We start from the raw sequence: 13,045 nt of genomic DNA on the forward strand, positions 1-13,045 counted from the left end.
ACTTAGCGAAGCCTCATCACTAAGTCTGTTTCTTCTATCTACCAAATAGTGACAATATTTTGTCTAACATTATTCCCATCACGTTGTAATCAATATTCGGGAATGTTGATCCTTCAATGCCTAATGTGCCATATAGTGGATAAAGAACAGTAGGTAAAAATGCCAATAGCAATCCGATGACGAATGACCCTACGACAGCACCTCGCCACCCGCCAGTGGAGTTTCCAAATACTCCCGCAGTTCCGCCTGAAAAGAAGCAGATGTGCGCTGCTGGGATGATAACTACTGGAAATTTAAGAGCAACCATTAAAAATACTCCGATCAATCCCGCGGTGTAGGAAGACAAGAAGCCTACGATTACCGCTGTTGGAGCGAATGGAAAGACTGTGGGCACATCCAATGCCGGACGTGAATTTGGAATAAATTTTTCAGAGATCGAAACAAAGGCCGCGGTGATCTCTGATAGAAACATCCGAACACCTGTCATTAAGATCGACATCCCCGCCGTAAACGTAAACGCTTGAACAAATGGGAATACTAACCAATGTTGTGTGCCAGCCAATTCTTCAACAGCCGGACGCCCTGCTTTTAATGCAGATACATAAAACAAAATCAACATGACAACTGAAACACCCATTAAGAAATCTCGGAAAAAAGACAACCACTTAGGGAAGTTGATGTGTTCCGTAGTTTTATCTTTATGCTTACTGAAAAGCATGCCAATGTACCCCGACAAAGCGTACCCAATCATATTGAAGTGACCAATTGCAGTAGCATCGCTGTTCGTGATTCTGCGCATGAATGGCTGACATAACTCTGGCAAAGCTGCTGAGAAGAATCCTAATAATAACCCGCCAATAATAATTGCTGGAACATCTGCTACATGATGCGCTTTTAAGATTAACGATAATACGCACGCGAAAAATAGACTATGTCCGGTTGTAAAGAAAATATTTTTAAAGGGTGTGATTCTTGCAATTACAAGGTTCATAATGAAACCGATGATCAACGTACAACTTGTAACAAATGCGAACTCAGTTTGAGCCAACGCAGTAGCCGCTTCAGGTGAAGCGACAACTCCTTGGATATGGAACCCTTTTTGAAATAATTGGTTAAAGTTTTGCAAGGCGCCCGTCATAATCGAGCCCCCTGCACTGAACACTAAGAAACCAATAATTGTTTTAAAGGTGCCCGTCAATACTTCGGTCCCGCTCTTTCTTTGAGCAACCAATCCGATGAATGCCACCATTCCTAACATGACTGCTGGTGTACTTAAGAAACTAATAAAAAAATCCATTTTTTATTTCCCTCCCAAACCCCTCTTTATCCTAATTCAGCTAAGGCTGCCTCTAATTTTGCCTTGATTTCATCTTTGTCCACGATATTACTGATCCCAATCAATTTGTATGGTAGATTTTTTTGTGCAAGTTCTTCTGCAACATCTGGTAAAGTAATGATCATTTGCCCACCAAATCCTGGGACACCATCTAATGACGAATGTTCTACTTCAATAGGAAAATTATTCATTTTAACAACTTCCGATACTTTTATTTTTAGCATCAAACTTGATCCTACTCCTGCTCGACACGCGACTAATGCTTTATACATACTTCTTCTCTCCCTTTTTTAGACAAACGGATGAAATTTAGTTTGTTTGTCTTATTGATTGTTAAAATAATGAACGAATTCTTCCTTTGAAGATACGTTTTGTAAAAATTCGATGAAACTTTTTTTACTCAATAAATCAGCTAATTTTGACAGTAGCTCGATGTGCTCATTGCTGGCTTTAGCGCTGAGCGGAAACAAATATCGGACAGGATCATTCGTTGTATGACCTGAAACGACTGGCACCTTCAGTCTTACAAAACCTAGTCCCAATTTTTTGGCTCCGTCTTCTACTGGAGCGTGAGGCAAGGCGATATTTTTAGTTATTACGATATAAGGACCTGTTTCGTGATAAATTCGAATAACTGACTCTACATAGGTTTCTGTAACCGCCTTGTTTTCTATCAACGGATCAAATGATTTTCTGATCGCCTCTTCAAAATTTTCAGCTTCTACATCTAATTGAATATAGGATTCTTCGATGCTTTCTTGCAACATGTATCTCACCTCTTTCTTATGCATTTGCTTTACACACTCACTATATTTGATAACGCATCCCTCTACAATGCTAAGTCAGTTCGCTTTATTTTTGCATAACGAGAAGAAGTGAACCGTTTTCAGCCTTACCTATAGACAAGTGTCCTACCTCCCCTTTTTCTCAGGACTAAATCTTGTTTTCTTTCGAAAGACAGTTCACTTTTTTTCTTATCCATTAGAAAGTACGGACTAACTTTTAACTCCTTTGACCAAAGCAAAAAGACGAATCAGGAAATTGATTCGTCTTTCATCCGTTGATTTATGCTGTTTTTCTAAAACGAGCCATTTTTACGCTTGTTCATCAATGACAAGCGCATCTACCCCAACTCTCCCCCATTACTGGCGATGACTTTTTTATACCAATAGAAGCTGTCTTTGCGGCTGCGGTCAAAAGTCCCCTTGCCTTCATCGTTTTTATCGACATAAATGAAGCCGTAGCGTTTCGACATTTCGCCTGTCCCGCCAGAAACGAGATCGATGCAGCCCCAAGGCGTATAGCCGATCAAATCGACGCCGTCTTCGATTGCTTTACCCATCTCCTCGATGTGGCGTCGGAAATACTCGATGCGATAGCTATCATGGATCGTGCCGTCTTCTTCCACGTGATCGACAGCACCTAGCCCGTTTTCCACGATTATTAAAGGAATCTCATAACGATCGTACAATTCATTCAAGGTGAAGCGCAGACCGACAGGATCAATTTGCCAGCCCCACTCGCTGGTTTCCAAATAGTTGTTCTTCACGCCGCCGAATAAATTACCGCCCACGCGATCCCCATTTTCATCAAGGTCTGCCGTTACGCAGCTGGTCATATAATAGGAGAAGGTGTAAAAATCGACCGTGCCTTCTCGTAAAATCTTTTCATCGTCTGCTGCGAATTCCAGATGAATATTCTGCTTTTCAAAATAATGCTTCATATAATACGGATATTTCCCTTTGACTTGAACATCGCCGCAGAACCAGTTTAGCTTTTTAACCAATTCCTGATTTGCCAATGCGTCCTCCGGTTTACACGTCAACGGGTACATCGTCATATACGCCAGCATGCACCCAATGTTGAATTCTGGATTGATCTCATGCCCGATTTTTACTGCCAAAGCGCTTGCGATGAACATATGGTGAAGCGCTTGATAGCGGCGTTCCTCATTGTCTTCCTTGTCCAAGATCCCTAAAAGATTGCGCCCGCCTAATGGCAATGTCCCAAAATTGATTTCGTTGAAGGTCAGCCAATACTTGACCTTGTCCTTGTATCGTTCAAAAAGCGTCGTCGCATAACGAACAAAAAAGTCGATCGTTTGGCGATTCGCGAAGCCGCCGTAATTTTCAGCCAGCGCATAGGGCAGCTCAAAATGACTAATTGTCACTAACGGTTCGATCCCATGCTTCCGACATTCGTCAAAAACCTGATCATAAAAGGCCAGTCCCTCTTCATTCGGTTCCGTCTCGTCCCCCTTCGGAAAAATCCGTGACCAGGCGATACTCAAGCGAAAAACAGTAAAGCCCATCTCCGCAAATAGTGCAATGTCTTCTTTGTAGCGATGATAAAAGTCGATACCCTCATGGTTCGGATAATAGCCTTGCGGATCGATCTCCTCTGTCATGACCCGTCGTTTATGCAGCCCGCCTGCCCGCATATGGTCAGGGATACTCTCGCCCTTGCCGCCTTCATTCCAGCCGCCTTCACATTGATTGGCAGCCGTTGCGCCGCCCCATAAAAACCCTTTTGGAAATACCATGTATCGTTCCTCTTTTCCGTAAAATTAGATGTCTTTACTTTACCCAAAAGAAAAACCCGTCAACAAATACACGTTTCTCACGTGTTATTTTGTCAACAGGTTTAGCTTGCATAAAGCAATCACTATCCAGTTTGTGTTTATTTTATCTGAATTATAGCACTGAAAATCAAGCCTGTGCAAGCGCTTTTTCGCATAGGCGAGACTTTTCCTGTTCCTACAAATGAAAAGGCGCTTGCTGGCTTTGTTATAAAACGTTTTTCTTTTGCGTTCTCGAATACCAACGTTGGATTTTGATTCGATCACGTATGTGCTACATGGAGTTATGCTTTTTGAACCGCTCCAATAGCTTTCGATTGGTTTTGTTCGGTCTTCTGCCCTTTTTCGACTTCTCTGGCGTCGTTATGGGGATATTCTCCGGCACTGTCTGGGGTTCCTTTTTCGCCTCGCCTTCCAGATCTGGCGTCTCCAAATCGACTAGCGTATCTTGGGGCGGCTCTTCCTCCGCTTCGTAATACAGCTCCTCTAATTCCGCGCCTTCAGGCAAAATGTCCCTAAAGAGCGCTAACAGCTCCTGATCAGACAAGGCCTCGATATCTGTGCCTTCTGGGATCACGAACTCCATCTGTTTGACACCTTCGTCATCTTCATCCGTCATTTGGATCGTGATCCCTGATTCTACCGCCCCTTCTTTTGATTGCGGGACTGATTTAGCTTCGGATTCCTCTTGACGCAGAGGTTCTGCGGTCTTCTCAACATCTGTAGTCACGTCAAAGATAGGTGTCACCACCGTTTCGACGAATTTCGCACTCACCACCTTCTGGAACAGCTTCACGCCGTCCTTCTCAAAAAGATTCAAGCGCGTCATTTTCTCTAATTCTGCCCGGATCTTTTCTGGTGATTTCGTAACGTCTGGATCTTTCAAAACCCATCGATGATTTTTTCCTTCACTATTTTCAAAAATTACAACTAAACTTCGCATGTATTTTTCTCCTTCCAAAATTACTATTTTTATTAAAACGAACGTCACTGATCCTTTCTCCTTCGAGGTCCTCGTTCACAAAGAACGTGAAAACACATCTGGGTCTCATCGGCAGGATCGGTATTGACGAGAATAGGCAAAACAATAAAACAAGTCTCCCTTTTTGATTCAAGAGAGGTATGAATGGGTGATCGATCGGTGGAATAAGCCTCGGGATCAAGCAACTGAAACGTCGTTCACGAATCCAGCAGCCGAATCCTTCAAGGTACTTCTCTCTGTACCCGTCCTTCTCAACAGGCATCAATCAGACTCCTTGGCCTTTGGAGTGAGTGATGCGTATCGACAAGCAGGCAGTTAGGGTATCCTCATGAACGCCCTTCTTTTTATTTCTCACGGATCTTACCAAGAGTTTATGCCTAAATAGAAAACGCTGTCAATCCAATAATTTTTTTATGTCGACTAGAAAGCACATTTCACAAGTGAACAATCCAGTGTTTTCAACACCTACACGCAAAAAAACGTGCCTTATTTCTTTTTTTCATAGTTCCCCATTAAGAAAAAAGAAAAATCTTATTGAAAAAAGTGCGTATACGCTCTTTTTCTAATAAGATTTTTTTCTATAAAATACTTTATTTTACTCATTCCTTACGATTTTACAAAAGATTCGCGCCATGTCTTCAGCAGATTCTTGGTTGTTCGTTAATGCCCAGTATTCCAGCATTTTCCATAGCCCCGCCGCGTTAAAAAGGATCAAAATTTCGAGTTCTTTTTCAGACAGGTCTTTCCCAAGATCTTTAAACGAATTGAAGTATTGCTGATCCGCCAGCTTTTCTGTGTATTTTTTGATCAGTCCTTCAAATAGCTGATTCTTCTCGAGGAGAAGGACAAACCTCCGTCGTGACTCCCAAAAGTTAAAATAGGCGAGTGCTTTATGATAAAGGTCCGCCTCCTTGGTTTGACGCAATGAATCCATAAAATCCATGAATAGGACCTCAAAATAGCCGTCTAACACCTCTTGTTTCGAGGAAAAGTTCAAATAAAAGGTTCTTCGTGCCAGTTGCGCCTTTTTTGTTATTTCAGTGATACTGATTTCGTCATAGGCTTTTTCTTTCATTAACGCTAAAAGAGCCTTCGTAATATATTCCTGAGATAAATTCTTATATCCTCGACTGTTTGACTTCATTTTTTATCCCCTTCACACATTTTGTTTTTTGTGCATCTTTTCCAAATACAAGCCGCTTTGATTGCTCGTTTGTTTGCCATAAACTATAATTCATTTCATTCAAATGCACAACTGTGCATTATCGCCACTTACTAAAGGAGTACAAATTACAAAGGCGCATCGCTTTTTTTATGAAAGGAAGACTATTTATGACAACCTATCAGCAACCAAAAACTCATTGGACAACAAAGGACATCCCTGATTTGACTGGAAAAATCGCTTTAATCAGCGGTGGAAGCAGCGGCATCGGTCTTGAAGCAGCCAGAGCATTAGCTGAAAAGGGTGCGGAGGTCCATCTCTCCGCACGAAATGCGCAAAGAGGTCAAGACGCCAGGGATCATCTGATCGAAGCTACAGGAAACCGCCATATTTATTATCACACGTTGGATTTGAGCAGCTTAGCTGTCATCAAGAAATTCAGCGAAGATATTCCCCTTGATCGTCTAGATATTCTGATCAATAGCGCTGGTTTGATGATGCCGGCGGAACGATCTGTCACCGTGGACGGTTTCGAAATGATGTGGGCTACAAACTATTTAGGCGGACTTTATTTGACCATCCAGCTTTTGGCTCTTTTGAAGCGGAGCGAAGCCGCTCGTGTCGTGAATTTGACGTCGTTGCCGGCTGGTCATCCTAGGATCGATTTGACCAATGTAGATGGCCACAATTACAACGCTTGGACCATTTACTTAGAGACCAAATTAGCGCAAGCGCAAATCGCTCGCAAGTTAGACCAAGTCTTCACCGAAAAAAGGTACCCCATCACAATGATGGCGGCAAATCCTGGTGTTGCCGCAACCAATCTAGTGACAAAAAACGCTGGGGCCACCTCCACCGCAATGCGCATGGGGGCGCTTTTGTTTCGGGTATTCCCCCGCATCCGACAAAGTGCCGCGGAAGGTGCATTGCCCACGCTCTATGCAGCAACAGATCCCCATGCCCAAGGAGGTGCCGTCTATTCACCGAACAATCGTCAAAATACCAAGGGCTATCCCGCCTTGTGGAAATGGAACGAGACACCAGAAATGACGGATCAGCAGGCATTAGATCAGCTATTGGAGGAGTCCTTGAAACTCTTAAAGCTGCCGGCTTCTGGGCTATAGAGCGTCCTTTCCCAACTTTGTGATGCGCTTCCATCTTTAATTTGATAGTATGGAGAGAGTGAACAATAGGAGGACATCATGAAAAAGAAATTATATTTGATGCGTCACGGGGAGACGCTTTTTAATCAATTAAAAAAAGTGCAAGGCGCTTGTGATTCGCCCTTGACTGAAAATGGCATCCAGCAAGCGTTGCGAGCAAAAAGTTATTTCAAAGAGACCGGTATCCACTTTGATCACCTCTATGCTTCGACCCAAGAGCGGGCCTGTGACACCTTGGAGCTGGTTACTGACAGTAAAAATTATCAGCGATTGAAAGAGTTGAAGGAGATGAACTTCGGTTCTTTTGAGGGGGAGCAGCAGTTTTTACAGCCGGAAGGAAAAGCGTATTTTGAATCCTTTTATCTGCAATTCGGCGGAGAATCGACCTTAGATGTTCAAAAGCGCGTCACGCAGGCCTTGCATCATATTATGAGCCAAGAGGATCATCAAAAAGTGCTCGCCGTCTCTCATAATGGCGCCTGTGTAAGCTTTCTTCAATCCGTCTGGTCTGGAGACGAGCACGTGTTGGTGCGCCCCTTCCCGAATTGCACGATTTTCGACTTGACCTACGAAAATGATCGTTTTCAATTGGAGGACATTATTGATCCTGTGACGAATCAACGGATCGTTTTGCCTACCGCCTAAGACTCATTAAATAACAAAAAAATCGTCTGCCTCGCGTAAGAGACAGACGCTTTTTTGTTATCCTAAAACTCTGCGAAAGACAGGCATGTCGTTATTCTTGCCATAATCAAAATCGCTTGTTACACGAGCTAATTTTTCCATGTCCTCAGCAGAAATTTCGAAATCTACCTCGGCGTTGTTCTTCATGTGCGCTGGATTTTCCGTTTTTGGTAACGGCAACAGACCCAGCTGTAAGCAGTAGCGAATCGCCAATTGCGGAATGGAGACCTTGTATTTGTCCGCTAAGGCAGTGATGGTCTTGCTTTTCAGCATCGCACCATGGGCGATGGGTGAATAGGCTTCGACGAGAATCTCCTGCTTCTGGGAAAACTCGATGACATCAAATGGGGTTTGACCAATATGGGCAAGCACCTGATTTACCGCGGGCTTGGTTTTAGAATGTTTCAATAGATTTTCCAAGTCGACAATCTCAAAGTTGGAGACGCCGATGGCACGCAATTTCCCTGCTTGATAGGCTTCTTCAAGTGCACGCCAAGCCGCGAGATTTCCTTCAAAATAGTGCTCCTCGCCATGAAATTCTGCCCATGGTTTCGGACTGTGAATGATCATTAGATCAATAACATCTACGCCTAATTTTTTCAGTGAGTCATCGATGGCCTTCACCGCACCGTCATACTCTTTGATTTCTGCCGCAAGCTTGGTGGTGAGGAACAGCTCTTCTCTTGGTACCGTTGTTTTTTTGATCGCTGCGCCAACGCCTGCTTCATTGCCATAAGCCTGTGCCGTATCAATGTGGCGATAGCCTGCTTCAATTGCTTCCAGCACTTTTTCAGTCGCCTGGTCGTTCGCGATTTTCCAGGTCCCATACCCAATCTTAGGAATTTCTACTCCATTCGTTAATGTATACGTCTCTTTTAACATGCTTATTCCTTCCTTTCATCACTGCGTGGTTCCACCATTGTGTCCCCCTCGCCTAGCTGATCCGCTAACTTTTCGTTATTTTTCACTCGACCGATTCGTGTGTAGGAATAATTGGTTGAAAAGGAGCGGTAAAAGACAACGAGGGTCCTATTACCGTACAACATCACGTCTCCTGCTTCAATCCTTTCGACTTGCGTTTCACTCGTCGGCAAACGTTTCGGGAGTGTATAATACTTCTCATTCCCGTTCAAATCCTGCATCACGAATCGATCGGGCAAAACCTCTGACAACTGCCGGCCAGCAGCCGTATCCTCCAGTTCTATTTGTAGCGGATGCCCATTCATTGTCCACTGAGTGTCATTGCTGGAGATCGAGGCAGTATCGACAGAAGGTTTTGCGCAAGCAGTCAGGGCTGCCAGTGTTATATAAAATAACAAAATCACTCGCAAAATAGACATCCGATATTCCCCACCTTCCTTTTAAATTTTGTGGGAAACTCACTGAAAAGCTATTTCTTTGATGATTCTGGCTGGTGATCCTGCAACGATCACATTCTCCGGCACATCCTTTGTGACTGTCGAATCCGCCGCCACGATCGCGTTTTTTCCCACGGTCACACCGGGTAAAACCGTCACATTGACGCCCAGCCAAGCATTTTCTTCGATCTTTACTGACGCAACAGACAAGCCGCGGCGTTTTTTCGGGTCCGTGAGATGATTCACCGAAATGATCCGACACATGGGACCGATCAGCACATGGTCCTCAATCACGATCCCGCCTAAATCGACAAACATCACATTCTGATTGATAAAAATATCCTTCCCAAAGGAGATATGCTTGCCGAAATCCGTGTAAAACGGTTGAGAAATGGTGACCGATTCATGAATGGTGTCTCCAGTGATCCTTTCTAAACACTCTCGCAGCTCCCTCTGCGTATGGTAAGCGCCGTTCATCTCCATGACGAGCCGCTCATTATCGGCTTTTAATTTATGAATGTCCTCATACACTTCGGAGCCAGGTAAAATCTCCATGCCTTGGATTTTCGCCAAAAATGCCTGTTCCATCCGAATCATCCTCCCTTTACTTGCTGAGTCCAGTATACTTCGCTATACTAGCGATGACTAATACTTATATAGAATAGCTAACTATCGCTTTTAGCTATAGGAGGAAATAAATGGATATTCGTGTTTTGACCTATTTTATGACTGTCGCGAGGGAAAAAACAATCAGTAAGGCCGCAGAGGTGCTGCATTTATCCCAACCCACCCTTTCCAAACAATTAAAAGAACTGGAGGAGGAATTAGGCGTCCAATTATTTATCCGCGGCAATCGCGAGATTTCGCTCACGGAAGACGGCATCTACTTGCGAAACCGCGGGCAAGAGATCCTCTCCCTCGTGGACACGACCACCTCAAACCTGAAGAAAAATGACGTGATCGGCGGAACCATCCGAATCGGCGGCGGCGAGACGCCCGCCTTTCGCTACTTGGCCAAGACCTTAAACGAGCTGATGGTCACGTATCCTGACATCACAGTTGAGATGTACAGCGGCAATGCAGACGATGTGAAGGATAAACTCGACAAAGGACTGCTGGATTTTGGCTTGGTGATCGATCCGGTGGAAAAGCAAAAATACGAATACCTTGCTCTTCCTGTTTCAGACCGCTGGGGCGTACTGGTCAATGACTTCCATCCGCTGGCAAAAAAAGAAAGGGTATCCCCCAGTGACTTGAAGGATCACTCCTTACTGGTTTCTAGTCAAACCATGGTGAACCACCAGCTTTCCGAATGGCTCGGCGGCAATTTGAGTCAATTTAAGATCGCCGGCAGCTACAATTTGCTGTATAACGCGTCGTTGTTCGTAAAAGAAGGTACGACGGCCGCTTTTTGCCTCGATGGGATCATTCCAACAGAAAACAACGGCTTGGTATTTGTTCCTCTGGCGCCTGAACTGACGGCAAAAATCAGTATTATTTGGAAAAAGAAGCAGGTGTTCTCCAATGCCGCAAGACGTTTTCTAGACGCTTTGCCCACTTCCTAACAAAACGAAATCTTCGTGCTTTTCACCATTCCGCGTTACAATGGGTGTGTCAAAAACAGGCTGTGCCTCATTTTCTGCAAGGAAAAATGACGGCCTCAATAAAAATTAGGAGTGGATAGAATGACAAGTTATGCGAAACGAACAGAAGACGAGCTACTCTCACCTGATAATACAGTATTGACCGTGATCGACTATCAACCGACCCAAATTAATTCCATTAATTCGATGAACCGTTCAGAGCTGATCCGCAACACGGAGATCGCGATCGAACTGGCGAAACTTTATCATATTCCGATCGTCCTTTCAACCGTCAACGTTGAAAAAGGCTGGAACACAGATACGATCCCTGTACTGAAAAAAGCCGTGGGAGAAGACGTTCCTTCTTACGACCGCAGCTCAATCAACGCATGGGAAGACAAAGAATACAACGAAGCCATCAAAGCGACCGGCCGCAAAAAAATCTTGATCTTAGCCCTATGGACAGAAGCTTGCTTGACGTTCCCGACATTAGACGCTTTAAAGGAAGGCTACGAAGTCTATCCAATCGTTGATGCCGTTGGCGGAACTTCCTCAATTGCCCACGAAACGGCGTTGCGCCGTGTCGAACAAGCCGGTGCACAACTGACTTCGATCGCGCAGCTCGCCTGCGAATTGCAACGAGATTGGAACCGCGAAGAAACCGTCCCAGGCTTTGATGAACTCTTGACCAAATTCGGTGCTTTCTCGAATTTACGATAAGAATGACAAAAACAGCTGAGCCACTCATTGGCCCAGCTGTTTTTTTATTAATTTATCTATTGAGCTTCCATCTTCAACTGCTGTCTCATATAAATAACGATTGCGAGTAAGATCAGCAGAATTCCTAAGATCAAAAACTCATTTTCCATTCTTTCGCCTGTTTGAGGGTAATACTCATTTCGCGTAGTCGCGTGGATCACTTCTTTAGGCTTTGAACTGGGGGAAGCAGCCTCAGGCTCTGGAACAGACGATTCAACAGGCATGTTCAAGGTCCCTGTAACTTTGATCGTATCATTCATCTGCATGGCCTCCCGAAATTATCCTTTGATTACCAGCCAACAGACTCAAATTCAAGTGTCATATCAAAGTTATGATTGACGGTAGCAGCTAAGTCTTCATTGACCGTTCCTTCATAACCGTAAGTCACTGTTTTCGGACTTGAATCGTCCGTATCTCCTTCTAATAATTTTCCTTTACTGTTGGCTAATCGATGAATCGTCGTAGGGGAACCTGATTGATCAACCTCTTCACCACCAGTGATGATAGCAGGATTTGTAGTAAATCCTCGTAATGACACGTCGTAATCTACATCAGTAGTGCTTGAACCCGCGTCTTTAGTCAATTTACTGAATTTGATGTCCACTGGACGTCCTGAATTATTAGTGATCGTGTAGTCTGGTGATTTGATCGGCGCATTTGCTTTAGTATTCGTACTATAGAAAATCGTTTCTGTCGGCAATGTGACATTGATCCATGAATCTTCGCCTTCCACGATTTTTGCCTCTTCATCTGTATTGTCCATCCCTAAAGTTCCGTTGATCGGAATTTCGCCGGATTCTTCTCCAACAATATCCGTCGCTCCTACTGGTACTGCTAAAAACATCAAACTTGATAACGCTACTAAACTGATAAATTTTTTCATCTCTCATCTTCCTTCCAAATGGTATTATTCTACATGAAATGTGATTGCTGCCGCGACTTGACCGCGTTTTTCCTTGGTAGTATCGTCATAAATACTAAAGAGTGCAGTTGCCTGATGTTCCCCCTTCTCCAATTTTTTTTCTAAGGTTGCTCCTTTTATTTCATAACCCGGTTGCATCGCCCCCGAGGTATAAACCAAATCATTTGACCCTTTTAAACGAATTTCGACATTGATGGGATGCCCATTATGCGCCGGATTCTGAATAAATAGATCGCTTGTCATGTCTTGATCGACTGTTGCGGTTGGCGCGATCACCATATTGAATTGACTCGCGTCGACTTTTTTCTGAGCCATGTTTTGAAGTTCTTTTTCCGAGATTTTTGAAGCGTCTTTCCCGTCTGGTAAAAATTCACCGCTGACCACGGTCACAGGTGTATCTGGTTGGTTAAAGTGCTGATAGACGAAATAGCCGCCAACACTCAACAATAACAACAGAAGCAAAAGTAACAGCAGTCGTTTCCGCTTATTTTCTGGCTGTTTATTGAGTTCCTCCATGC

Annotated in this window: 17 protein-coding genes; 5 read left to right on the forward strand and 12 right to left on the reverse strand. The window is 44.0% G+C overall.

What is annotated here, in order from left to right:
• Nucleotides 1-34: 34 nt before the first annotated feature.
• The 5 genes from A5868_RS16435 to A5868_RS16455 form a co-directional block, all read right to left on the reverse strand.
• Nucleotides 35-1,297 (reverse strand): PTS ascorbate transporter subunit IIC, encoded by a 1,263-nt coding sequence (locus A5868_RS16435; protein WP_010779215.1) that lies wholly within the window; start codon nucleotides 1,295-1,297, stop codon nucleotides 35-37.
• Nucleotides 1,298-1,323: 26 nt separating this feature from the next.
• Nucleotides 1,324-1,608 (reverse strand): PTS sugar transporter subunit IIB, encoded by a 285-nt coding sequence (locus tag A5868_RS16440; RefSeq protein ID WP_010779214.1) that lies wholly within the window; start codon nucleotides 1,606-1,608, stop codon nucleotides 1,324-1,326.
• Between the two features lie 51 nt (nucleotides 1,609-1,659).
• Nucleotides 1,660-2,103: a PTS sugar transporter subunit IIA gene (locus A5868_RS16445; protein ID WP_086304937.1), complete on the reverse strand. Its 444-nt coding sequence runs from the start codon at nucleotides 2,101-2,103 to the stop codon at nucleotides 1,660-1,662.
• 356 nt (nucleotides 2,104-2,459) lie between these two features.
• Complete coding sequence (locus A5868_RS16450; protein ID WP_086304939.1) at nucleotides 2,460-3,878, reverse strand: 6-phospho-beta-glucosidase; 1,419 nt, start codon at nucleotides 3,876-3,878, stop codon at nucleotides 2,460-2,462.
• 310 nt (nucleotides 3,879-4,188) lie between these two features.
• Nucleotides 4,189-4,857, reverse strand: a complete 669-nt coding sequence (locus A5868_RS16455) for a DUF2922 domain-containing protein (protein ID WP_086304941.1) — start codon at nucleotides 4,855-4,857, stop codon at nucleotides 4,189-4,191.
• 187 nt (nucleotides 4,858-5,044) lie between these two features.
• Here A5868_RS16455 and A5868_RS19150 point away from each other — a divergent pair, with 187 nt between their 5' ends.
• A complete protein-coding gene (locus tag A5868_RS19150; RefSeq protein WP_176281339.1) occupies nucleotides 5,045-5,215 on the forward strand; it encodes a hypothetical protein in 171 nt (56 codons plus the stop codon).
• A gap of 276 nt (nucleotides 5,216-5,491) precedes the next feature.
• On the opposite strand, the gene A5868_RS16465 is transcribed toward A5868_RS19150, so the two are convergent.
• Entirely contained in the window at nucleotides 5,492-6,040 is a 549-nt protein-coding gene (locus A5868_RS16465) for a TetR/AcrR family transcriptional regulator (protein WP_086304945.1), read from the reverse strand.
• Between the two features lie 188 nt (nucleotides 6,041-6,228).
• On the opposite strand from A5868_RS16465, the gene A5868_RS16470 reads away from it, so the two are divergent.
• A complete protein-coding gene (locus A5868_RS16470; protein WP_176281340.1) occupies nucleotides 6,229-7,182 on the forward strand; it encodes an SDR family NAD(P)-dependent oxidoreductase in 954 nt (317 codons plus the stop codon).
• A gap of 78 nt (nucleotides 7,183-7,260) precedes the next feature.
• Complete coding sequence (locus tag A5868_RS16475; RefSeq protein ID WP_086304949.1) at nucleotides 7,261-7,866, forward strand: histidine phosphatase family protein; 606 nt, start codon at nucleotides 7,261-7,263, stop codon at nucleotides 7,864-7,866.
• 57 nt (nucleotides 7,867-7,923) lie between these two features.
• On the opposite strand, the gene A5868_RS16480 is transcribed toward A5868_RS16475, so the two are convergent.
• From A5868_RS16480 to A5868_RS16490, 3 genes are read right to left on the reverse strand one after another with little or no spacing between them, the layout of a single operon-like run.
• Nucleotides 7,924-8,787 (reverse strand): aldo/keto reductase, encoded by an 864-nt coding sequence (locus A5868_RS16480; protein WP_086304951.1) that lies wholly within the window; start codon nucleotides 8,785-8,787, stop codon nucleotides 7,924-7,926.
• Between the two features lie 2 nt (nucleotides 8,788-8,789).
• Complete coding sequence (locus tag A5868_RS16485; RefSeq protein ID WP_086304953.1) at nucleotides 8,790-9,245, reverse strand: cyclophilin-like fold protein; 456 nt, start codon at nucleotides 9,243-9,245, stop codon at nucleotides 8,790-8,792.
• Between the two features lie 39 nt (nucleotides 9,246-9,284).
• A complete protein-coding gene (locus tag A5868_RS16490) occupies nucleotides 9,285-9,851 on the reverse strand; it encodes a DapH/DapD/GlmU-related protein (RefSeq protein WP_086304955.1) in 567 nt (188 codons plus the stop codon).
• Nucleotides 9,852-9,961: 110 nt separating this feature from the next.
• Between A5868_RS16490 and A5868_RS16495 the strand changes: the two genes are divergently transcribed.
• Together A5868_RS16495 and A5868_RS16500 are read left to right on the forward strand one after the other, a co-directional pair.
• Nucleotides 9,962-10,828 carry a LysR family transcriptional regulator gene (locus A5868_RS16495; protein ID WP_086304957.1) on the forward strand — a complete coding sequence of 289 codons (867 nt, stop codon included), beginning with the start codon at nucleotides 9,962-9,964 and terminating at the stop codon, nucleotides 10,826-10,828.
• 120 nt (nucleotides 10,829-10,948) lie between these two features.
• Nucleotides 10,949-11,566 carry an isochorismatase family protein gene (locus tag A5868_RS16500; protein ID WP_086304959.1) on the forward strand — a complete coding sequence of 206 codons (618 nt, stop codon included), beginning with the start codon at nucleotides 10,949-10,951 and terminating at the stop codon, nucleotides 11,564-11,566.
• Between the two features lie 56 nt (nucleotides 11,567-11,622).
• Here the strand turns inward: A5868_RS16500 and A5868_RS16505 are convergent, their stop codons facing one another.
• From A5868_RS16505 to A5868_RS16515, 3 genes are read right to left on the reverse strand one after another with little or no spacing between them, the layout of a single operon-like run.
• A complete protein-coding gene (locus A5868_RS16505) occupies nucleotides 11,623-11,865 on the reverse strand; it encodes an LPXTG cell wall anchor domain-containing protein (protein ID WP_176281341.1) in 243 nt (80 codons plus the stop codon).
• Between the two features lie 29 nt (nucleotides 11,866-11,894).
• A complete protein-coding gene (locus A5868_RS16510; RefSeq protein WP_086304963.1) occupies nucleotides 11,895-12,488 on the reverse strand; it encodes a hypothetical protein in 594 nt (197 codons plus the stop codon).
• A gap of 24 nt (nucleotides 12,489-12,512) precedes the next feature.
• Nucleotides 12,513-13,043: a hypothetical protein gene (locus tag A5868_RS16515; protein WP_086304965.1), complete on the reverse strand. Its 531-nt coding sequence runs from the start codon at nucleotides 13,041-13,043 to the stop codon at nucleotides 12,513-12,515.
• Nucleotides 13,044-13,045: the final 2 nt, after the last annotated feature.

The sequence above is a fragment of the Enterococcus sp. 12F9_DIV0723 genome (assembly GCF_002174375.1).
GTDB classification, from domain to species: domain Bacteria; phylum Bacillota; class Bacilli; order Lactobacillales; family Enterococcaceae; genus Enterococcus_A; species Enterococcus_A gilvus.